The sequence below is a fragment of the Chitinophaga sp. sic0106 genome (genome assembly GCF_019219075.1).
GTDB lineage: Bacteria > Bacteroidota > Bacteroidia > Chitinophagales > Chitinophagaceae > Chitinophaga.
This window is the reverse complement of the sequence record NZ_JAHUWJ010000028.1, coordinates 1-23,741: the sequence shown is the minus strand read 5'-3', so window position 1 is coordinate 23,741 and position 23,741 is coordinate 1. Positions and strand designations below refer to the sequence as shown.

At 47.6% G+C, this 23,741-nt stretch carries 14 protein-coding genes and 1 tRNA gene; 4 read left to right on the top strand and 11 right to left on the bottom strand.

What is annotated here, in order from left to right; translation table 11 throughout:
- Positions 1-63: 63 nt before the first annotated feature.
- Positions 64-1,173 (bottom strand): suppressor of fused domain protein, encoded by a 1,110-nt coding sequence (locus tag KW844_RS27170; protein ID WP_218379920.1) that lies wholly within the window; start codon positions 1,171-1,173, stop codon positions 64-66.
- Positions 1,174-1,263: 90 nt separating this feature from the next.
- Here KW844_RS27170 and KW844_RS27165 point away from each other — a divergent pair, with 90 nt between their 5' ends.
- Both KW844_RS27165 and KW844_RS27160 read left to right on the top strand, forming a co-directional pair.
- Positions 1,264-2,031 (top strand): NIPSNAP family protein, encoded by a 768-nt coding sequence (locus tag KW844_RS27165; protein WP_218379919.1) that lies wholly within the window; start codon positions 1,264-1,266, stop codon positions 2,029-2,031.
- Positions 2,032-2,182: 151 nt separating this feature from the next.
- Positions 2,183-2,254, top strand: a tRNA-Met gene (locus tag KW844_RS27160).
- Between the two features lie 77 nt (positions 2,255-2,331).
- Here KW844_RS27160 and KW844_RS27155 read toward each other — a convergent pair.
- The 6 genes from KW844_RS27155 to KW844_RS27130 all read right to left on the bottom strand — a co-directional run bounded on the left by KW844_RS27155 (position 2,332) and on the right by KW844_RS27130 (position 13,292).
- The gene (locus KW844_RS27155; RefSeq protein ID WP_218379918.1) at positions 2,332-3,234 is read right to left on the bottom strand and encodes a nucleotidyl transferase AbiEii/AbiGii toxin family protein; all 903 of its coding nucleotides are present in this window, start codon (positions 3,232-3,234) and stop codon (positions 2,332-2,334) included.
- Positions 3,218-3,997 (bottom strand): type IV toxin-antitoxin system AbiEi family antitoxin, encoded by a 780-nt coding sequence (locus KW844_RS27150; protein ID WP_218379917.1) that lies wholly within the window; start codon positions 3,995-3,997, stop codon positions 3,218-3,220. Before KW844_RS27150 ends, KW844_RS27155 begins: the two co-directional genes overlap by 17 nt.
- Before the next feature lie 173 nt (positions 3,998-4,170).
- On the bottom strand, positions 4,171-6,639 hold the full coding sequence (locus KW844_RS27145; protein WP_218379916.1) for a PQQ-binding-like beta-propeller repeat protein: 2,469 nt from the start codon (positions 6,637-6,639) through the stop codon (positions 4,171-4,173).
- Positions 6,640-6,852: 213 nt separating this feature from the next.
- Entirely contained in the window at positions 6,853-8,658 is a 1,806-nt protein-coding gene (locus KW844_RS27140) for a RagB/SusD family nutrient uptake outer membrane protein (protein ID WP_218379915.1), read from the bottom strand.
- A 10-nt stretch (positions 8,659-8,668) separates the two neighbouring features.
- Positions 8,669-12,103 (bottom strand): SusC/RagA family TonB-linked outer membrane protein, encoded by a 3,435-nt coding sequence (locus tag KW844_RS27135; RefSeq protein ID WP_218379914.1) that lies wholly within the window; start codon positions 12,101-12,103, stop codon positions 8,669-8,671.
- A gap of 124 nt (positions 12,104-12,227) precedes the next feature.
- On the bottom strand, positions 12,228-13,292 hold the full coding sequence (locus tag KW844_RS27130) for a FecR family protein (RefSeq protein ID WP_218379913.1): 1,065 nt from the start codon (positions 13,290-13,292) through the stop codon (positions 12,228-12,230).
- Between the two features lie 195 nt (positions 13,293-13,487).
- On the opposite strand from KW844_RS27130, the gene KW844_RS27125 reads away from it, so the two are divergent.
- Positions 13,488-14,024: an RNA polymerase sigma factor gene (locus KW844_RS27125; RefSeq protein ID WP_218379912.1), complete on the top strand. Its 537-nt coding sequence runs from the start codon at positions 13,488-13,490 to the stop codon at positions 14,022-14,024.
- Between the two features lie 58 nt (positions 14,025-14,082).
- Here the strand turns inward: KW844_RS27125 and KW844_RS27120 are convergent, their stop codons facing one another.
- The 4 genes from KW844_RS27120 to KW844_RS27105 all read right to left on the bottom strand — a co-directional run bounded on the left by KW844_RS27120 (position 14,083) and on the right by KW844_RS27105 (position 23,068).
- Entirely contained in the window at positions 14,083-15,660 is a 1,578-nt protein-coding gene (locus KW844_RS27120; protein ID WP_218379911.1) for a RagB/SusD family nutrient uptake outer membrane protein, read from the bottom strand.
- Positions 15,661-15,690: 30 nt separating this feature from the next.
- Positions 15,691-18,846, bottom strand: coding sequence for a TonB-dependent receptor (locus tag KW844_RS27115; protein ID WP_218379910.1), 3,156 nt, complete (start codon positions 18,844-18,846; stop codon positions 15,691-15,693).
- A gap of 706 nt (positions 18,847-19,552) precedes the next feature.
- A complete protein-coding gene (locus KW844_RS27110; protein ID WP_218379909.1) occupies positions 19,553-20,845 on the bottom strand; it encodes a hypothetical protein in 1,293 nt (430 codons plus the stop codon).
- 96 nt (positions 20,846-20,941) lie between these two features.
- A complete protein-coding gene (locus tag KW844_RS27105; protein WP_370626518.1) occupies positions 20,942-23,068 on the bottom strand; it encodes a thiamine pyrophosphate-dependent enzyme in 2,127 nt (708 codons plus the stop codon).
- Between the two features lie 79 nt (positions 23,069-23,147).
- On the opposite strand from KW844_RS27105, the gene KW844_RS27100 reads away from it, so the two are divergent.
- On the top strand, positions 23,148-23,582 hold the full coding sequence (locus KW844_RS27100) for a MarR family winged helix-turn-helix transcriptional regulator (RefSeq protein ID WP_218379908.1): 435 nt from the start codon (positions 23,148-23,150) through the stop codon (positions 23,580-23,582).
- Positions 23,583-23,741 lie beyond the last annotated feature (159 nt).

Below are 23,741 nucleotides of genomic sequence, written 5' to 3'. Positions count from 1 at the left end.
TGCATCATTCTTGATACACCCCTGTTTTTTTCTATCAGTTCCTGATTATTTACACCTGCGCTTTTATACTACAGGATTTCTCTCCGTAACAATATGATTGCTGCCTTCCCCGATCATTTTTTCAAGGAGGTCGTACCCACCGTTTTCCTTGCTGTGAGCGAAATTACGCTCTTCGAAGGTAATAGGCACACACCAGTAGAGGTTTACTTTATCCCCATACACCTGCGGCAATTCTATAGCTGGTCCGTTATATAATGCAGAGGAGAGAATCAGGCTCTCATAAGGTTTTGGCAACAAACCAGAGGATAGCGTATGCCCTTCTCCGAGCCAGGTCATGATTTTCCATGGCCTGTCGGCCAGGCCTGCCAATGCCAATGCTACGTTGGTGATCTGCTCAGTGGTATATACCTTCGTATCCATCGCCAGGCCTAGTTCCGCGCGGTGGTAAGCACCGGCATTTTCATTATACAGGAAATCGACCCATGGCATAGGACGAATGCTCATACCAAGCGTAATAAAGTATACAATATCATCTTTCTCAAAGCTGACCATCGCCATCGGTGGCCATTTATTATCATCAATACCATAATAAGTTTGGTGTGGGCCAAATACCTTTGTATAGGCATCTACAAAGGCATGCTGAATAGGCGGCCATTGCGGGTTTTCCTCGTCGAACCAGCTGCGCCAGAAATCAGCAACAGCCACAAACTTCCGGTATTGGATATTGGTTTCCGGAGTTCCCAGCGGGAAAGTAATACTGCTGTCATTACTTTCTACACAACCCGCGGCATAAGCCGGCGGTTGATCCATATATAATCCCCAGCCCGGAATAATACCAATGATTTCGTTATCATATAAAATGGCGGCGCCATCTCCTTCTGCATTCCAGATAAAGGAAATCCGTTCTTTTTCCAATGGCGCTTCCCCTTCGGGATGTTTACAAAATTTAGCTTCCAGCATGGGAGCTACACCGTTTTGCATGGCTGCCGTATCCCGTTTTTCAGGGGCAGGTTGCAGGTTACGTAACCAGCAAGGCCTGGGTTTGAAACGGTTTCCCATGATCTCAGATGGATATAAATAAAAATACGCGGTACGATCATCCTGCTCTACCATGGCATACATGGTGCCTCTCTCGTTCGTTTCTTCTATTAGCATTTCAGGTTCGCTATACATAAGTTTCCATTTGTGGCAGCTAATATACGGCTATCCAGGCAGATGAAACTCAGACATCTTTTTGTATTTTGACCGGCAAATTCACCGTGTATGAAAACATTATTATCATTGCTGACATTGTGTATAACCCTGCCTTTCCTCGCTACTGGCAAGGGTAATCAGCAATATTACCAACTGAAGGTATATCATATCAGCGCCGGCCAGGAAGCAGCGCTCGACAGCTACCTGGAACAGGCTTACCTGCCGGCATTACATCGTGCAGGCATTAGTCAGGTAGGCGTATTCAAGCCAGTGACGCAGGATACTGCCGATCTTCGTGTATACGTGTTCGCTGCATTCAAATCCCCGGAGCAGATTTCACAGCTGCCAGCCAGGCTCGACAAGGATGCCGCCTACACCAATGCTGCTGCTACTTTCATGAGTGGCTATAATAACAATGCGCCCTACAATCGCATAGAATCCATATTGCTCCTGGCTTTTGCAGATATGCCCAAAATGGCACTTCCTGCACTTAACAGCCCAAAAGCGGAAAGAGTATATGAGCTCCGCAGTTACGAAAGCGCTACAGAAGCTTATCACAGCAATAAGGTAAAGATGTTTAATGCCGGTGGTGAAATAGAAATCTTCAGACGCCTTGGATTTAACGCAGTGTTCTACGGCAGTGTAGTTGCCGGTAGCCACACGCCCAACCTGATGTACATGACGACCTTTAATAACAAGGCCGATCGCGATGCACACTGGAAATCTTTTGGGGCTGATCCTGCGTGGAAAAAATTATCTGCATTGCCTGAATATGCACACAATGTATCACATCAGGATATAATATTTGTACGACCTACTGCATATTCTGATTTTTAGAAAAGTTTTTTGAAGTTTTTTCAACAGGCTTAAAACGCTTTACCACAAAGGATTACAGCGCGCATCAAATTTCAACTTTTTAGCAATTGATAAAAAAAACTTAACACTATTTTTTGTGGTTTGATTTATTTGCCTACATTTGCAACCACATTGCGAGGTAGAGCAGAGGTAGCTCGTCGGGCTCATAACCCGAAGGTCAGTGGTTCGAATCCGCTCCTCGCTACAAAGAGAAAGGCTTTTAAGCAGACGCTTAAAAGCCTTTTTTAGTTGGCAGCTTGAATGATAAAATTAATGTTGTTTTTATTGATGATTAATTTTTTGTAGTAATGCCTCATACGCTGCCTTATGCTTTTGAGGATTCTCTTTTTTTAGCTTTTCCAAATTATTCAACTTCCATTTTATACCAGGGTATTTCTCAAAATCATAGATGCTCCAATCAGGTGTTACATTCTTTACACTCAGTATAAATTCCTTATCGCGGGTAGTTAAGGAGTCATGAAGTGCTCTTATCAACTGTTCACGCACCTGTTCAAAGTCTGAATATTCAAATATTACATTGGTCATTCCTGAAAATTGATTATTCATAGTACCACGCTGGTCCTGTAAATTTGGGCTAATAACATCACCAATGGCTCTATTACTACAAATGAGGTAATGAATAAACCCTTCTTTTATTTCTTGAGTAATTCCCTCTTCTGCCAGTAAGTCTCTCACATCAAACAGATCTCGTGGATGCTGCCGATCTAATGCAGCTACGATCTTCCCTCCGTAAAGCTGGCCCTGAGACACAACAGGCATAACACAAAAGGCTTCAAATTCATCTTGTGCCCTTTGACAAAGTTCCATTTCTCTAGGTTCAGCCAAGCCTCCACGATTTGTTAAATTAACTTCTAATTTCACCTCTGCTCCCTTGGATGATACTAGTAGCTTAGCATTTTCTGCCCGGTGTAGAATGTGAACATTGGGAATCACCCCTTCTATATGAGATTTAATTCTTTGGAGTGCTGCCGATATTTCAGCCACAGATTTTTTTCTATCTTGTATTGGCAAGTAGGTAAGATCAATATCAACAGACAACCGGGGCATATTCCTCACAAACAAATTAATTGCAGTGCCACCGTGTAAAGCGAAGCACTTTTCTTCTGCAACTTCCGGTAAAATCTGAAGTAATAATGAAACCTGTTTCTTATAGTTTGCTTGCATTTTGCTCGAACTCTTTTGGAACTGTGATTTTATATTTATCTACATATATACCGTTCTTCACAATACTTCGAACTCCAATTCCGAAGTTAACTCTTTCTATGTTAAGATATTTAAACCACTGATGCCCGGCCTTCTCTGCCATATATACGAACAATCTTTTAACCTTGACAGAATTACACACTTCTAATAGCAACTGCACTTGTTTTGGGACCAAACCATTTAGTCCTTCCATTAATTCATAACATTCCTGTAAATCCTGTTTATCCGGTGCCAGATATAAACACTCCATGAGCGCCCGAGGAGCATTAGACACCACAATCTGTAAACTTTTCATCTCGATCGATGTCAGCCCCACGTCCATAGGAAGAAATGAAGTTGGGTAATAAATAATTTTTTCATGCCATTCTCGTTTCCTAAACCAAGCAGGTAGCTTTTCATTACTATACCCAAAAAGGAAGACATGAGTTGGTGCCAACTCCAGGTAATGAGCCTTCCCCAATAATGATAATGCAGTTCTCCCGCCCGGATGTATGGATAACTTACTTTGATTTTGCAATGCGTATACAGCCCCTTCATAGCTAACTGGCTCGCTAGCCCTTATGAAGGCCCCCGTTCCAATTGGAGTTAGCCAGTTTCCTTTTTTATAACGTTGCTGCAGATCATGAGAATATCCTTGGGCTACCAGCCAATCTGACTGGAGAACCACCCCAGGCGGTTGTAGGGAGAACAGCCTATTTAATTTACTTTCATTATTAGTACCCATAGTACTAAAATAAGAAAACTTTCAAAGTAAAACATTATATTGCTTTATTTTAAGTAAAAAACAAGTACTCATAGTACTACTTTTTAATTTAAAATAAAGTAAAAGTAGTATAAAAAAAGAGACGGAAAGAATTCCGCCTCCTTCTTCTGATGCGAGACTAAAGTCTCTTCCGTTTATTTAACCAACCTAAATGCATTGATATTTCCGGAAAAATCTGCCACATACAACACCTCTCCCACTAATGCCATATCTGCATACACCGGCGCACCTACCTCGAACTTAGCCACCATCTTGCCTTTGGCGGCGAGGTCCAACACATACAACCAGCCATCTGCAGCGGCTACTACAGCCCGGTCACCAATGATGATAGGCGTGCTTTCTACAGTAGCTGCCGGTGGTAAAGAATACGGCGCAGTAAAACTCAATGACTGCGCAGGTTTGAAGCTCCACAACCAACCGGCGGTGCTTAATTCGTAAGTCTGAATACCATCTGCGGCAGTGGCAAGCAGTACCTGATTCTTCCAGACAGCAGGCGCAGTCATCGTTTTCAGCTCTCCGCCTACTTTGATACTGTCGATTGTTTTTCCTTCTTCATTCAAAATATGGAGCATATTGATCCCTTGTACCAACAATTTATTGTTGTATACTGCCGGTGTGCCGCTCCTGAAACGGATACCACCATCACTTCTTTTCCAGCGAAGCTGGCCGGTTTGGAGGTCGTGAGCAAAAAGATGGTTCCAGTTGCTGGAAGTAATCAGGAGATTATTCCAGATAGTCATGGCAGTGGGCGTAGCTTCTCCACCGTTCCAGGAAGTATTGGTCCAGCGTGGATTTCCGGTTTTTATATCGAGTGCCTGTAAGAAGTTTCCTGTGCCGGTGATATACAAATCTTCATACACCACACCACCACAGTTATAAGGAGGCAAGCCTTTCATCGGTCCGTTATGCTGCCAGAGAAGCTTTCCTGTAGCGGCATCCAGGGCATAAGTGATACCTTCTGCATCCGTGCCCAGCAAGTAGTTACCACTGAGCGAAAGACTATGCTTGATAGAATTGGTAGTTTTATATCTCCACAAAACCTTACCTGTAGTGGCTTCCATGGCAACAATAGCGCATTTATCCAGATTTTCATCATCGATAGTTGCCAGGTACAACTTACCATTATTTACTATAGGAGCCGATTTCCAAATGGCTGTGCCCAAGTTGGCCGACCATAACAATTGCAGTCCGGAGAAAATCTCCTGCCTTGTAACCGGCATCCGCTGCGCGTTTTGGAGGACCTGTGTCCAGTTGTCGCTATTGGATTTGAGTTCCACCGGCGACTGCATCACAAAAGTATCGCGCCTGAAAAGTACACGTCCGGAGCGCAAGGTAGCCTCCAGTGTACTATAGCAGGTATCTTTGAGATAAGGTTTCAGTGTAGAAGCTTCTATGCCTGCGTTCCAGTTCCAGTCGCCAGAAGGCTGTAGCGACAAGGATTTCAGCAGGTTTCCCTTTTTGTTGTAAACTTTATAATGAACAGTTTGTACCAGTTCATCCGTTTGATAAATGTTTGCGCTCACCTGTATTTTGCCTTTGCTATAGCTAATACCCTTTACAGTAGGGGTTATCAGGGAGATGTGATTGGCAACGTAACTGTAGCGCCGTGTCACCTGTTGAATTCCTTCTTTATCCACATGAATCATTTCAAAATTGGAGATGGAATTATCGATGCCGCCGTCAGCAGCCGGCGCCGCACATAAGCTGCGAATGCCGCTATTGCCATGCTGATGTGTAAAATTGTAGTGCCAGTGGCCGTAGATCCAGGCTTTCAGGTTATGTTGACTGAGGTTCAGCACTTCTCCTTTAGCGTTCTTAATGGAGAAGTCTGTCCCGTAGGTGAGCAGGTCGTGATTGAACACCACTACCGATTTAGCAGGGTCTGTGTTGGCAAGATCGTTTTGCAGCCAGTAATACAGGTCGTCGTAGGTGTAGGATGGCTTGTAATCCCCATACGGCATAGGCGTTACTACAAAATGCGTGTTCCCATATTCAAAAGAATAAAATACAGGTCCGAAGAGAGATTCATACAGCGCTTCGCCATACGGCCCACGTACCAGGTCATGGTTGCCTATGCAGTAATACACTGGCAGCCCCATCGTCTTAGTATTCACCTGCTGTGCGTGAAACTGCATTCCTTTTTCGTAACAGATATCACCGGTGTGAACAACAAAGTCCGCCGCCTCGTTGCGCGCAAAGTTTTTCACTTCGTTGATCCAGTTGCCATACATATAGGTTTCCGTATCGGTGATTCTTATAAAGTGACTGCTGGCAGCGGATTTGCCGGTGTGATACATCGGAAAGTTGTAAGTACTTTTTCCGGAGTCGATTGGCAGGTAATAATTATTCACAAAGTTGTACCCGTTCGCAGGGGTAACGGAAATGAACTTTTGCCTGGCATGACCTGGCAAGGTATAATTACCGGCAGCATCAGTTTTCACAACGTTCCGTCCATCGGAAACGCTGATGTGTTGAATGCCTGTTTCTCCGGCATCCTTCACACCATTGCGGTTACTGTCGTGGTACACATTGCCGGTGAAGGCTTGCCCGGATGCACTGCCGGCGAAACTTAGCACCGCAGCGAGGAGTAGCTGTATCTTCATATAAATAATTTAAAAATGACACCGAGGTGTCATTGGATAGGTACCGCGCTTCGCGCGGTTAACTGCGTTGGTTGCTTATGGGCTCATGGCTGCCAGGCGAAACGCGCTATTCCGTTTTTTCGCGCAAGTATTTACCCGGCATGCAACCCGCATTCATGTAAAATAATCAGCGTTATCCCAGGCTAAGCAAGGGATAACGCTATGCAATAAATTTTACCAGCCCTGAATCTGATCCAGATTCGGATTCAGTACTACTTCACTGAAAGAAATCGGACGATAATAATATTGTGGCGCCACAAACTTTCGCTTGTTATCACGGTAACGGGTAAACGAAATATGACCGGAAGTTGTATTATCCAGGTAGAAATTATTTTCCTTACCGTTCACATCTTTCAGCGCATAGCGGCTGATCGACTGCTTCACCGCGGGTGGCAAACCATCCAGCGAAGCGGTGTCATTAGGCGTAGCCAGTATGGCGATGTCAGCAATACCATCTCCCGTAATATCCATAGGACCCAGCGCTGGTACATACATACCCTGCTGCGACTGTTCCATGCGTGCCGCTGCAGCCCAGCGATTCAGGTCGTTGAGGCGCAAGCCTTCACAAGCCATTTCCACCCGGCGCTCTCTTCTGATTTCCAGCAATACGCCCTGGTTACCACCGCTCACATTAGGATAGGCAGCCGCCTGCACCGGATCAGGAATAGTATTGGCATTGGCCAGCAACAGGTCGGGCATTTGCACACGCGCCCTCAGCTTGTTTACACTGTTGTTAAGATCATTCTGCGTGAGCGAGCCCAGCTCGGCCTTTGCTTCTGCATAATTCAACAAAACCTCCGCGTAGCGGTACACCGGTAAACTGGTGTAATTGGCATCCCAGCCCTGACGCTGTGCAGGATCGCGGGGATAAAATTTCAGCTGATCAAAACCACCCAGGTTGGGCTTTGGAATATAATACTTATCATCGTTGGTAGTGGAAAATCCAGGATAGGCCACGGTTTCCGCCAGTCGGGGATCACGGTTGGCAAACACTTCTACAAAACCTTTTTTGTTATAACCAGGTTGACTGGTAAATGGTGTCCCGTCTTTCATCAGGTAAGTTTCTACCAGGCTATTACTGATGGACCAGGTCCAGCCCAGCACTGCGTGTGAGTTGTTGCCCACTTTCAGCGCCTGCTGACATTCATACCACTGAATCATTTCCGGGTTTCCTGCCAGTGTACCGCTCACAAACAGTGCCCGGTAATCCGGTGCACCTTTGCCGGTGTTATACACCTGGAACCTGCCACTGTTAATCAGTTCCTGCGAAGCCGCTACCGCAGCCTCCAGAAAAGGAGTAGCTGTTTCCTGTAATTTCAGTTCCGCGTGATATTTACGGAAGGTACCTTCAAACAAACCAAAGCGACTCATCAGCGCCAGCGCAGTCCACTTACTGATGCGGGTTCTGTTACCTTCATCCGGTTTAATAAAAGTAATGGCGTACTTCAGGTCAGCCATGATAGAATCCGCAATGAGCGCACGTGGGCTGCGTGGCGCATACAAGGCAGAGTCAATATTTGTCAGCACGTGCGAATACCATGGCACATCAGAATAACGGGCCAGTTTATCAAAGTAAAATTTAGCCCGGAAAAATCGGGTGATACCGATATAATGATGGATCAGCGCTGTATCGCCGGTAGCTTTGTATGCATTATCCAGCAGGTAGTTGTAGGAACGCAGGCGCCCCCAGTCGTTCCAGCCGGAATTACCTACAGTAGTAGCATTAAGGCCACCTTCCAGCATGAGGTCCAGCTCACCTGCCTGGCTATAGTAGGAAATGTTATCGCTGTTGATATCATCCGTAGCGTAGGTAGCTACATTGTAGAAAGAGTTGGAATAGGTTTCCAGGTCCTTCGGTGATGCGAAGTAGGCATCCGGCACAAGGTCGGTCTGCGGATTTCTCTGCAGGAACTCTTTATTGCAGGAGGCGGTCCAAAAGCCTGCAGCGAGCAAAAGTATATAAGAAGTAGTTTTTTTCATGTTGCACATTTTAGAAATTCAGGTTTAAACCAACAGAATAGGTTTTCTGGAAAGGGTACACGGCACCGTCCAGGCCTTCCGGATCGATGTCTGCTTTCAGGTGGGACACGGTGAAGATGTTTTCTGCTGAAGCATAGAAGCGGAGGCGTGCGATCTTTAACCGGTCGGTTACTGACTTAGGCAGGGTATAACCCAGGGTTACGTTTTTGAGGCGCAGGTAGGCGGCATTCTGCAGGTAGCGCGTTTGCGGTGCACCTAGTTCTGTAGCATCTTCCGCGATATAGGATTTTACACGCGGGAAGTAGCCGTTAGGATTTTCAGGTGTCCAGTGGTCCATATTCTGTACCTGCACGTTTGCCCATGGCTGTGCATAGATACCCCAGAAATAGTGGTTACCCGCACCCGGATACCAGTCGCGTTTGCCGATACCCTGGAAAAATGCCCTGAAGTCCCAGCCTTTGAAGCTGCTATTCAAATCCACGCTGTACGGGAGTTGTGGCAGGTTGTTACCAATAATTCGCTTATCTCCGTGATCACTTACCGTATTTTTTCCATAGCTGATTTCCCCGTCGTTATTCAGGTCGCGGAATTTCAGATCTCCTACATACCATTTGTATCCCTGATCATCAGACCCAACTTTAGATTGATCCGCATGAGCCTTGATTTCATCCTCACTCTGGAAGAAACCTTCTGTTTCCAGTCCCCATATTTCACCTAAACGCTGGCCTACGTAGTAGTCGCTGAGATTGCCTACCGGATTATCATACTTGGTGATAAATGTTTTACTGTTGGCCACTGCTACTTTAATACTATAGGAGAGGTTGTCTTTACCGATGGCGATACGATCGCGCCACATGATGGACAGTTCACCACCGCGGGTTTTCAGGTCGGCTGCATTTGTTTTTGGCGACTCTGCCCCGTATACACCAGGCAGTGTTTTACCTTTTACAAACATTCCTTCGGTGAAGCGGGTATAATGGTCAAAGCTAACGTAGAGGCGTTCTTTCAGGAAGGCTGCATCCACCCCCATATTTACAGATCGAACGTTTTGCCAGGTATAATCTGCTGTTACGGGGCTTGGCATAAACACGGCAACCGGCTGTGTACCATCGAGGATAGTATTCAGCGTAGCGGCTTTCATTGTTTCGAAGTAGCCGTAAGAGTTAAACGTTTGATCACCCAGAGAGCCGTAGGAGCCACGGAGTTTCAGGAAGTCCATTCCGATGGTGGTAGCCAATGGTTTGGCAAAGTTCTCGTTGGATACTACCCATGCTGCAGAGGCGGAGGGGAAAGTACCCCAGCGGTTAAACATCGGGAAACGGGAAGATCCATCCCGGCGACCGTTTACTTCTACCAGATATTTATCGTTGTAATTATAGGCAAGGCGGTAGAAAAGACCGCGTACTGCCCAGTCTTCATAGCTCTCACCAATTTTAGGTGCGCCGGTGGCCAGTTGCACGGTTGGGTACAGTGTGCTGATTAAGCCATTACGGTTACCGTTAAACGCATCTGTCTGGAAATACTCCTGGTTAAAGCCTACCAGTGCCGACAGTTCATGCTTTCCGAATTTCTTGGAGAAATCAGAATACAGGTTGTACACCGTATACTTCATGCCCATGCTGTTAAACGCTGCACTGGACTGGTTGCCATCCGTATATTGTAATGGCTGTGCAGGGCCGGTGCGATAGGCTACCGGCAGCACAAATGATTTACCGGTGGAGTTAGTACGGCGGAAAGTGGCTTCTCCTTTGAGCTTCCATATACCTTTGATGATACCGAGTTCGCCGTTGAAGCTGGCGAGGAATTCGTTCATATTACTGGTATTGCGTCCACCGCTTTGAAGGCGGCCCAGGAGGGAGGCACCGTCGGATGTCCAGGTACCATCAGGATTGCGTGGCACTGACAGGGATGGTGTACGGTTGGCATTATGGAAAAACAGGTAGTCCATTGCCGTGCTGGGCGCATCATAAGAAGAGGTAGTATAGGTAGTGTTGGTACCTATTTTAATACGATCATTAAAGGTATAGGTCGCCTTTGCACGCAGGTTGTAACGCTTGTATACATCCGGGTTGTAGCGCAGCATACCATCCTGCTGATAATATTCTCCGGAGAGGTAGTAATTCAGTTTTTCGTCGCCTCTTGCTATGCTGAAGTTACCGGTAAATGCAGGAGCGGTTTTGTTGTATACCTCATGCAGCCAGTCGGTAGTACCGTAATACGCATAGGCGTTAGGGTTAGTAGGGTCTGTAATCACTGCCGGCAGGGACGGGTCTTTGGAGCGTTTGGCGGCATACTCGCGTACGGCGTCCGGGAAGAGGTTATAGAGCGGTGTGGCTGCGTCATGCTTCATTTGCATGGTGGTGAGCGGGTCAGTCACCACATCCGGCACTTTGCCGAGCGTGCGCACAGCATAGTTGGTATTGGCAGATACTGTGAGCCGGCCGTCCATGGCGGATTTAGTAGAGATCAGCACTACCCCGAAAGCTGCGCGGGCACCGTAGATGGCAGCAGAGGCAGCATCTTTCAATACGGTTACGCTTTCAATATCAGCAGGGTTCAGGCGCGACACCTCATCGGCACTGAAAGGGATATTATCTACCAGGATAAAGGGTTCACCACCGGAAAGAGAGGTATAACCCCTAAGGTTAAACGAAGGTGCAGAGGAAGAGCGGCCGTTGTTGATACCGATGTTCAGGTTGGGAATGAGCCCTTGTAAACCGGTACCTACGTTGGTGATCGGACGGCTTTCCAGTGCTTTACCGGAGATATTATCTACGGCGCCGCTGAGGTTTACTCTTTTCTGGGTGCCATAACCTACTACCACCACTTCGTTGAGGCCGCTGGAGTTAGCGGTGAGTGTTACATTAAAGTTCTGTACCCCTTTGATGGGCATCTGCCGGGCTTCATAGCCGATATAGCTGAATTCCAGCACTGCATTTTCAGGCACTTCCAGTTCGTACTCTCCTTTTACGTTGGTGGTAACACCCTGGGAGGTGCCTTGTACTTTTACGGTCACACCGATGAGGGGGGTACCCTCCATATCTTTCACAATCCCCTTTACAGGTATGGTTTTCACTATTTCACCACCTTTCACGATTACCACGAGATTGTTGGGCATTACGCGATAGTTGAGGTTGGTGCCGGAAAAGGCTTTATCCAGAATAGCGGTAACTGCGGCGTTTTCCATGCGCAGGCTTACGCGCACATCGGGCAGGGCGCCGGTTTTATACAGGAAGGTATAGTCGCTTTTCTTGCCTATGAGGCTGAGTAATTTACTGATGTGTACATTGTTGAAGTCCACACTTATTTTCTCCTGGGAGAAACCGTGGGCGCTCAACTGTAAAAAACCGGCGCATAGCAATACGGAAGTCAATTTCATACGCATAATGAGTTTCCTCATACTCCCATCGGGAATATGCGAAGGCCACCAATAGTTTTTTTTCATAATTTTGTTTCATTAGGTTAAATAATAGGCCATTACCGGATCTCGCTGATCGGTTTACTTGTTTAGCCTTTGAAAAGGGGAATGTTGCCGCATTTCCCTTTTTTCATGTCTGGAAATATGATAATTATCGGATGATCACTGTTTTTTTGTCTTTATCGATCTCGTAATTAAAGCCCAGCGTAAGTTGGAGTGCGTTCAGCACTTCTTCCAGCTGTTGTTTTTTGAATACGCCTGTAAAAAGTTCCTGTTTGTATTTTTCGTTTTTGAAGATGATGTGGACGTTGTACCAGCGTTCGAGGTCGTGTGATAACTCCTCCAGGGTGATACTGTCGAATTCGAAGCGGTCGCTCATCCAGGCCGTTGGTGTGGCGGTTTCTGTTACTGTTGTATTGGTGTTGCGGACAGGAGCAACCGAATAGTTGGTCAGGGCTGCCTGCTGTGCGGACTGACGTGTATCCGATGAAGGCAGCTTGCTGATGATGAGTCGCTGGGCGGGTAGCAGTATCACTTCTTCCTCATTGGTAGTTTTAAACGAGACGGCTACTTTTCCGCTGATCAGCGTTGTTTCAATATTTTTATCCTCCGGGTAGGCTTTCACGTTAAAGGAGGTACCTAAAACTTTGATATTTACTTTTCCTGAGTGTACAATGAAAGGGTGGGCGGGATCATGCCTGATATCGAAATAGGCTTCACCGGTGAGTGTTACCTCTCTGTTACCTTTCAGGAATTTGTCGGCATCATATTGCAGCTGGCTGCAGGCGTTCAGTGCTACGGTACTGCCGTCAGGCAATACCATGGTGGATTTGGAGCCGTTCCGGGTCACTACCTGGTTGGCAAAGGTGGTGGTACCGGACTTAGGCCAGTAGAAGAAGGTACCTATCAGGAGCCCTGCGCTGGCAGCGATGGCAGCAAAAACTTTCCAGGTGAGGTGGTGGCGTTTAACCGGGTCCGGCTCCTGTTGCAGCCAGCCGGCCAGTTGTTCCAGGCCTTTAGCTTTGAGTGCCTCGGCTTCCTCATCCGTAAAGTTATCAGGTTCCTGCACTTCGCGGATATCCACTACTATATTGAAAGCATATTGCAGCTCCGGGTTTTCCAGCAGCAGTTGCTCCAGTTCTTCCAGTTCTTCAGCGGAGGCCTCCCCTGCTGCTTTTCTGGCCATTAGTGCATAAATACGGCTTTGTTCACTCATTAATTCTGCTGATCGTTATACAGGTAGGTCGGCATAACCGGGAAAAACCCCCAAAGCGAATTGAATTTTTTTTTGGCGTGTATGCAGCCGGAATATTTTGTTAACTTTAGCTTAATCTGCGTTATATAAATTGCAACCAATATCTAGCAGTCAACAGGGATGGAACAGTGTAACATTAATCAGCTTTTTACTGATATGACGGCGAACAATGATGAAGAGGCTTTCAAGCTTTTCTATAATCAGTGTTTTGTCCGCCTGTTGCGTTATACCTGGTCCCTCACCCGGTCAAGAGAAGTTGCCGAGGAAATTGCCAATGACGTTTTTATGCATTGCTGGCAAAAAAGGGGTTCTCTGGGAGACATAAAGAACCCGGAAGTGTACCTCTTCGTAGTGGCACGTAACAAATCGGTCGATTACAAGCGAAAACAAGCCCAATTTAAGGCCGTCGACCTACATCCGGAGGAACATATCCAAATTACATTCGATAGCAATCCTGAGGAGCTAATGATCACTTCTGAGATGGTCCGGAAAATGGAGTCCACCATTCAGCAGCTCCCGCCCAAGTGCAAAGCTATTTACCTGATGATCAAACAGCATGGGCTGAAGTACAAGGAAGTGGCGCAAATCCTCAATGTATCTGTAAAAACAGTGGAGAATCAACTGTCTATCGCTATTAAGCGCCTCACCGCTGCGGTGAAGTTTACCCTTGAGAAGGAAGATCTGTATAAATAAAAAAGCAGTGCTTCCCGCGCTATGCCACGGGAAAACACTGCCTTAAACCAGTAACCTGCTAGTTACCGTAACCGTCGTTCTGCGGTTTGAGGTTGAGGTTGTTCTTCATTTCAGAGGTAGGCAGCGGGAAAAGCAGGTGCTTTTTCTGCAGGGCCTGACCTGAATTTTTGTTCACGTGTCCTTCAAACTCGTCGAAACCGTTATTATCTTCATTGTAGACTTTTTTGAGTCGTACCATATCAAACCAGATGATGCCTTCGTAAGCGAATTCATGCCAGCGCTCGCGCCATACCGCTTGTTCAAATACCTCGGAGCTCAGGCCGGAGAGTGCATCCAAACCCGCCCTTCCGCGAATGGCATTCAGTGCCGTATAGGCTTGTGCGTTAGGTGCGCCATCCGCTTTGTTCTGTGCTTCGGCGTAGATCAGGAGCGTTTCTGCATAACGGATCTGCGGCAGGTTCAGGTTGCTGATACCGGTACCGGCCACACCTTTTGTACCGTGGCATACCACATCGAAATGTTTGAAGATGTAAGGGGCTCCTAATGGGAAGTCGGCCCCACTGCCATCTACATAATAAGTGGTGAAGAAGAACTGCTGCTCATCGGTACGTTTATCCTTAGGCTCAAATTTTTTGTAGGAATCGTAGAATGAGCGCGTTGGCATGGAGCTACCTACCCCACTGCCATCTGCGGAGATGTTTTTAGACAGGGAGTTGTTGGGCAGCATGATGGATTGTAGCGGGTTTTCTTCCACTCCACTCAGGTATTGCACTTCAAACAGGTGTTCCAGCTTATTGTTGGAGGCAACAGCATGCAGCAGGTTGTAGGTTGGGAACAGGCCAATTTCTGCAGGATGCGCATTGGCGTAGTCCACCACCTCTTTCGCCTTGTCAGCAGCCAGTTTGTAGTGAGTGGCACCTTTACCCAGCGGGTTCCCCGCCATGGTCAGGTATACTTTTGCCAGTTCAGTTTTGATAGCTGCCGTGCTTACGCGGCCGGTAGGGTCTATCCATGGCAGGCCTGCTGCTTCAGCAGTTTGCAGGTCCTTCACGATTTGGTTGTAGACTTCCTCTGCCTTGGTGCGGGAAGGGGCAAAATCGGGTGAGCTGGCGGTTTGTGAGTTCAATACCAACGGCACATCGCCCCAGAGCCTTACGGCATAAAAGTAGGCCCATGCGCGGAGGAAACTGGCTTCTCCCATTACCCGCTTACGCTGCGCCTCATCCATCGGATTGATTTTAGGCACGTTGTCGAGGGTGAGGTTACATTGTGCAATTACGCGGTATAACCCTCTCCACCACTGTTGTACGTGCAGGTTTTCTCCGTTGTACACCAGCCCCAGCAGGTTGTTGAGATCGGAGTTTTGGGCAGTACCGGTGTTAGCTGTACCTGTTACCGCATCCAGCATCTGGAAGTTGTTGGAAAAGATACCCGCGCCTTCGGCGATGATGCGTGTACGTGCGTAGGCTGCAAACACAGCAGCATCCGCATGTTCAGGCAGGGTGAAGTAACTGTCCGGCGAGAGGTTGGACGGATCCTGCTCTTCGAGGAACTTTTTACAACCAGTACCAGTACCCAGCATAAGCGCACCTGTAAGCACCAGGAGCAAGGATTTATTAAATATCTTACGTTTCATAATCTTATTCATTTTAATAACACAACTGGTTTAGAATGCCACATTTACCCCTACGGTGAAAGTGGTTGGTTTCGGGTAGTCGAAGAAGGTCTGCCCTTGTGCGAACACATCGCCATAGGTAGTTACTTCAGGATCATTGCCGCTAAACTTGGTTTTCAGGAAGAAGTTCTGAACGGAACCGTATACACGCAGGCGTTGCAGGTGCAGGCGTTGTACGGTCTCACCCGGGAAAGAATAGCCTAGCAGCAGGTTTTTGCCGCGGAGGAAAGAACCATCTTCTACCCAGCGTGTATCCACGTTGGTTACGTATCCAGCACTCGGATTACGTGGTGCGGCAATCATGGTATTCTGGTGTTCCGGAGTCCAGTAGTCCAATACGGATTTGAAGCTGTTAGCCAGGCCGGTACGGTCTTCGCCGGAGTGGTGGGTCATATTCAGCACATCGTTGCCGAACATGAACTGCAGTTCAATGGCCAGTTCCCAGTTTTTATACTTGAAGTTGTTATTCCAGGCGCCCCATCCGTCCGGGTTACCGTTGCCGATGATCATACGGTCCGCATCGTTGATAGCGTGGTCACCATTTACATCCAGGTATTTGATATCACCGGGCAGGATTGGTTTACCGCCGCGATAATCTTTAAACTTAGCTGCTTCCGCTGCTTCTGCCTGGCTCCAGGTACCAAGGCGTACCAGTCCCCAGAAAGAACCAACGGGTTCGCCTACACGAATAATATTCGTTTGGTTGGTGAAGTTAGGTCCACCCACCCCGAAGATATCCGCAGGGGTAGCCAGTGACAGTACTTCATTTTTATTAAAGGAGATGTTAAAGGCACTATTCCATGTGAATTTTTCATTATCCACGATGGTAGCGTTGATACCGATTTCCACCCCTCTGTTGGCCATGGTACCGATATTCTTTTTGATAGTGGTATAGCCGCTGGTGGTAGGCACTGGTGCATCCAGTAACATGTCAGTGGTTTTGCGGTAGTAGTAATCCAGTTCCAGGTTCAACCTGTTTTTGAGGAAGCCTATTTCCACGCCGGCATCATACTGCCCGGTTCTTTCCCAGTGGAGGTCGCTGTTAGAAAGTCGGTTGGTACCTACGCCCTGTACTTTAGCGCCGTTGATAACCGCCGCATAAGTGCTGCTGGCAGCCAGCGATGCAAGGGAAGTGTAAGGTGCAATTTCAGAGTTACCGGTTAAACCGTAGCTGGTGCGCAGTTTCAGGTTAGAGATAACGCGGCTGTTTTTCAGGAATGGTTCTTCAGATACTCTCCAGGCCAATGCTGTGGAAGGGAATATGGCGAACTTCTTGTTTTCTCCGAATTTGGAAGAGCCATCTGCGCGACCGGTAAACGTTACCATATATTTATCACGGAAGGCATAGTTCAAGCGGGCGAAGTAGGAATTAAATCCGAATTTAGTGCGACTGGAACCCACGCCACTGGCTGGAATGTTGGAACCGGAACCCAGGGAGTTGTTCTCGAAATAATCTGTCGAAAAGTTTTCAGCCCTGGCGTTGAAGCCAAAGAAATTATTTTCCTGCCACGACAAGCCCACCATGCCGGTGAAGCTGTGTTTATCGTTGAACCGTTTGGTATAGGTCATATAGTTTTCGAATGACCAGTAGGTTTCACGATCGTTGGCGCTGATGGCAATACCTTTCTGGCTCGCGGAGATGTCGATCAGCGAACGGCCATTCCATTCATTACGGCCACGGGTAACGATATTGGTACCTAACACGCTGCGGAAAGTCAGGTTTTTAGCCAGTTGCAGTTCTGCATATACGCTACCCAGCAGGTTTTGGGTATTGAGGATATATTTTCTGTCGTTGAGGATTTGTACTGGGTTGGAGCCACCTTCTGCACCAGGATATACTTTGTTGTTGGCCCAGGTGCCATCTGCAAATTTAACTGGCAGAAAAGGTAATGCTTCTGTAATCATACGAACGGAGTTCAAACCGCCGGTACCGATATCTACCAGGTTTTCTTCCTGATTGTTATAGGACATGGTGGCGCCTACACGCAGCCAGCTTTTTACTCTGCTATCGATGGTAAAGCGTGCGGAGTAGCGTTTGAGGTAGGAATTTTTCAGGAGCCCTTCATCATCGAGGTAACCGAGGAAGAGGCCGTACTGTGAATCTTCGTTACCGCCGGTGAATCCCACCTGATGGTTTTGCGAGAGTTTGTGCTGCAGTGATTCTTCGAACCAGTCGGTATCATACAGCGGGTTCCCGTTTTTATCAAAGAGGCGTGGGTCTGTTCTTTTGAGTGCCGGATTTTTGGATACGTAGTCACCTTTTGCCCATCCTTCCGGGTCATAGATTTCTGCGTTTTTCCATGCCAGGTCTTCTACGGCCATATATTCTTTAGCGTTGAGCATTTCCACGCGGTTAGGACCTGGTACGTTTCTGCCGAGGTAGCCGTCGTAGGTAACGCGGCCGCCTGTGGCGGAGCCTTTTTTGGTGGTCACGAGGATCACGCCATTGGCACCGCGGGCGCCATAGATAGCAGTGGCGGAAGCATCTTTGAGTACTTCCACTGATTCAATATCGCTTGGGTTAATAAAGTCAATGGCGTTACTGTTTTGGGTTTGTGAACCAACTGGCAGTGCCACACCATCTACCACATAGAGTGGGTTGTTGGATGAGTTGATGGAGCTGAAGCCGCGGATGCGCACTTTTGTTTGTCCGCCCGGGCGGCCTGAGTTGGTATTAACCTGCACCCCTGGTACGCGACCACTGAGGGCCTGGTTGAGGGAAGGTGCGGGTCTTTCCTGCAATTGTGCGGCACGTACGGAGGCTACGGAGCCGGTGAGGTCCGAGCGTTTGGTAGTACCATAACCGATTACGATTACGTCCTGGAGGGACTTGGTATCGGTGGTGAGGGCCATGTTGAGCTGGGTGGCATTTCCCAGGGCTTTTTCCTGGCTGGTATAGCCGATAAAGGTAAATAGCAGGGTTGCTCCTGCTGGTGCTTCGAGGGTATAGGAGCCATCAACGCCTGTTTGTGTGCCGGAGCTGGTACCTTTTATCTGCACGGTTACGCCGGGCAGTGGGGAGTTATCCCTACCGTCGAATACGCGCCCGGTGATTTTTTTGTTTTGTGAAAATGCCATCAGACCGGTGAGCAGGAACAGCATGCTGAACAGGGCCGACCGCAAAAAGCATGTCAAATTCTTCTTCATACATTTTGATTTTTAGGTTTTGGTTAGCACGTATGCTAAATCGATTTTGCAAACAGCATCCAGTCATCCCGGCATAGCGGTAATGAAAAATGGACAATAGGAAGCTGTTATGTACCGGAATGGGTACATGGGGAAGAGGGCTACTTATAAGTTTCGTATAGCCGTCAGCGTTGCATTACAGAAATGTTTTTAAGTTTTACATGCGATGTCGATTAAAAAAATAGAATTGAATCACGATTGCAGAAAGCCTGAGTGCCATACGTGGAAAAATACGCTCAGCATCTGCAATATTATTGGCACTAACTTTTACAAGCAATTCAACAGTCTCTGGAATACAAGATGGATATAATGCAGCTGCAACTGCATTATAAAATCGATTTAGCACAGAAGGCAAGCCAGAACTACTGTGAATTTTTGTTACATACTTATCAGCTTAATTTATTTCTACTACTCAGTTTGGTTTTACAGCATTTTTCGTGGAAAACTTTTTCGCAATAGCGTCTCAACACTGGATCTTTGTTCCTTTATGCAGTAGGTTAATTAATTTTTCATTTTGATGATGGTCATTAAGCAATACAGAACCGGGTCCTCACACGGGCAGTTTCTCTTGATAAAAATAGTTATTATTCCCAATAACTAAAACGTTTTTGCAACTTTTTTTTCCAATGGTAGAATATTCGCATTTTACCTGTTTAAACCGCTATTTTCAAGTTAAGCTTTTCCACTGGCCCAGCATCGCAGGCAGGCCTTCCTGCTCAAAAATTATACGGCCTATTTTGAGTCGCCCCCACCCTTCCTGCAACTGATAAGAAAAGCGCGGCATTCCCTCTTTCAGCACACATTCCATATGCAGGGCCTTCCAGCCCGGCGCGGGTGTGAGCAAATTTTCCAGTGCATGCAAATGTGTAGATATAATAAATAATCCCCGGGGAGATGTAGTTAGTCCCTGGATTGTTTGCAGGGAAATATCAGTTGCATCGTCGGCATTGGTGCCACGAAACAATTCATCGAAGATGGCAAAACAATTACGTCCCTCACCTGCCATATGCAGGGTTTGCTTTAACTGCTGCACCTCCATCATAAAATGACTGTAACCACTTTGCAAATCATCGCGCAGGTGAATGGCGGCACGCAGCTCATCATAAAATGGAATCCTGCAAACGCTGGCTGGTACCGGCATACCGGCGTGTGCGAGATATACACAACAACCTATCGCCTTCAGCAAAGTAGATTTGCCGGACATATTTGCGCCGGTCAGTAACAGCACTGTAGTATTGGTACAAATGCTGTTTCGCACGGGCTGCTTCACCAGCAGATGATAAAAATCTGTGAGCTCAAAACCGCTACCCGTAAACGCTGCAAATGCCATATTCATCCGTACTGCTGCATTAGCGAGCGATAACCATGCTTCCCAGTAATTAAAGGTTTGCCAGAACAGCGCCCAATCAGAAGCTGTTATTTCATGCCGGAATAATTGTATCAGCCGCCTGATCTCCCTGGTGGTAAATGTTCCGTTACGCGCTACTATGGCCCAGGACGGCAATTGCATCTTCCGAAATAATTCATGGATTATTATTATTTGCCTGCGAAATTCATCCGGAAAATGTGCAGGATTTATAAAAGAGAAATAGCGATCCGCGACATCCAGCAGTCCAATTAACTGGCGTAATCCACCCTGTAGCATATACTGGTCATCGCGCAAGGTTTTGTAATTAAACACCCTGTTTATCACATCCGCGGCGGCAGGCAACTCCACCTGCTGCAACCGGTGCAGAAACGTCTGTACTTCGCTATAGTCCACCTTTGAATACTCCAGCTGCGTACGGTAGTAGCCGTGATGAATCATGGCTTTCATCACTGCCTGTTTTTTGTAAATCAGTTCCGGACTACCGGGTAATTCCAGCATCAGGGAAGTCAGCACTTCGCGTGCATCAGCGTTGCGGGTGGTATCATACACAGGGATCAGCTCACGGATGTTCAGATCATGGATAGCAGGCATACGGGCATGTTTTGCCGGGATCATTTGCACGAACTATGCCGGAAATAAAAAAGCAGCACCGGGGCGCTGCTTTTTCTGATTGTTTGGTAGTATGGATTAATAGTGCAATAACTCATTGATGGCCGCAGCTACTTTATCCGGGTTGGGCAGCATGGTTGCTTCCAGGTCGGTATTGAGCGGAACGGCCGGCAGGTCCAGCGCACCCAGTGTAAACACCGGTGCATCCAGTTCCCGGAAGCAGGTACGTTGTATGCGTCCGGCCAGCGCCTGCGTGAAGGAATTATTCAGCTGCTCTTCGGTTAAAATCAGGCATTTGCCATGTTTTTTAACGGTAGTATAAATCAATTCCTCATCCAGCGGGAACAAGGTGCGGAGGTCGATGATCTCTACATTTCCCGGGAAGTTTTTAGCTGCTGCCTTTGCCCAGTAAACACCCATACCGTAGGTGATTACGCAAAGGGAATTCCCGTTGGCTACATCTTTAGGATGCGCCTGCAGCACCACATTGCCTTTTCCTAACGGAAGCACATAATCCGCTGCAGGTTCGATCGTCATTGCATCCTGGGTACCTGGTACCTTACTCCAGTATAATCCTTTATGTTCCAGCATCACTACCGGATTAGGATCAAGGAATGCGGCCTTCATCAACCCTTTCATATCTGCTGCGTTGGAAGGATATACCACTTTGATGCCTTTGATGGTCAGCAAAGTAGATTCCACGCTGCCGCTATGATAGGGTCCTCCTCCTCCATAAGCACCTATAGGCACACGTACCAGGGTTTGGACAGGGTATTTTCCATTGGACAGATAGCATGATTTGGAAATCTCGGTTACCAGCTGGTTAAAACCGGGATAGATATAGTCGGCAAACTGCACCTCCACAATAGGTTTCACGCCAGTGGCGGACAAGCCGGCGGTGGAGCCGATAATATAAGCCTCCTGAATGGCGGTGTTATACACGCGGTGGTCACCAAATTTATCGCCGAGGGTGGCTGCTTCCCGGAATACGCCTCCGAGGCGTCGGCCTACATCCTGTCCAAACAGGATGGCTTCCGGGCAGGCCTGCATGATTTCTTCCACTGCATGCAGGGCTGCGTCCACCATCACGACCTTAGCGCCTCCTGCGGGCGTACGATCCCCCTTTTCGGCCGTTACCGGCGTTGGGGCAAACACATGATCATGAATAGTAGCAGGGTCCGGATTAGCCGCATTTACGGCTTTATCGAAGCAGGTTTGTATATAGGCGGTGGCGTCTGTTTCAATTTCAAGCAGGGCGGATTCCGCTATGCCTTTTTTGAGCAGGAGCTGTCGCAGTTTTGGAATAGGATCATTTTTAGCGTGTTTTTCGAGGTCATCGGCACCGCGATACCATTCTTTGCGCACGCCGGAGGTATGGTGGCCCAGGAGCGGCACGGTAGCCTGCACCAGTATGGGCCGGCGCTCATGGCGTACATAATTGATAGCGGCGGCCATTCCTGACCAGGAAGCTTCAAAGTCGCTGCCATCGATACGCATACGTTCCAGGCCTTTAAAGCCGGCGGCATATTCGTAGGCATCCATGGCCCTGGCTTCTGCCGCGGTTACGGAAATCCCCCAATCGTTATCCTGCACCAGGTAGATGATCGGCAATTGTTTGAGTACGGCAAACTGCAGGGCTTCGCTTACTTCTCCTTCGGTTACGCTGCCGTCGCCGAGGGAGCAGAGTACAACGGGCATTTCTCCATCCGGACCTGTCTGGAGCAGGTTTAGCTGCATCTGAGCCAGGTATTGGAGTCCCTGGGCCATGCCGGTTGCCGGGATTACCTGCATGCCGGTGGCACTGCTCTGATGGGGAATTTTTGGCCTGTCGGCCCGGTTGCTGTTAGGATGTGCGTAGTAGGAACGTCCGCCGGAGAAGGGGTCTTCCGCTTTGGCGAGGAGTTGCAGCATCAGTTCATACGGGGAGAATCCCATGGCGAGGAGCATGCTGTCGTCCCGGTAGTAGGGACTTACAAAATCCCATGGGTGTAGTTGTAATCCGGTAGCGATCTGAATGGCTTCGTGGCCTCTGGAGGTGGAATGTACGTACTTGCAGATGGGGCGGTTGGCTTCATATACAGCTGCCATGGCGGCGGCTTCACACATCAGGCGGTAGGCCCGGAGCAGGTCCTGGTTACCGTCTGGTTTCTCGATCCCTTCAGCCGGTGCTTTTAAAGTTGAAACGCTTGTACTATCTTTAAACACGTAAGACTGTTTTGGTGATGAAATCCGAAAAAGCAAAATAGTTGCTATAACAACTGTTGCTAATGCAAATTAAAGAAATATGACTGATACTTTCGTCAGTAATCCATCTTTTTTTAAGTTGGATGCTACGCTTAAGAAACTGCGCAATTATTGGCAGAAAGAGTTTGATGCCAAGCAGAAAGACATCACAGTGGATCAATGGTTACTGATAGAAAATCTGTACAAGCATAAGAAGACCACCCACAATGAGCTGGCGCGGAATACGTCGAAAGACATTACCACGATCAGCCGGATTATTGAGTTACTGGTAAAGAAGGGGCTGGTGAAGCGGGAGGCGGATAGTCTGGACCGCCGGAAGGTGTATTTACAACTCACGCCGGAGGGTGTGGATAAATACAAGGATGTGAAGCCGATGGTGCATGACATGCGTAAGGTGGGGTGGAAAACCTTGTCGGAAAAGGATTATAATGAGCTGACGCGCATATTGGATACTATTTATGCGAATGTGCCATAGCATTGGATTACAAAAAAAATAAAGGGGCCAAAGGTAGTCATGGTCGGAAGAAATTCCGACCATTTCTTTATGTTTTGAAGTAAATATCAGGATTTCCGCCACATAAGACAACGATTTGAGCAATTGCCAGATCCCTGACTTCCATAGCCATGCGCCTTT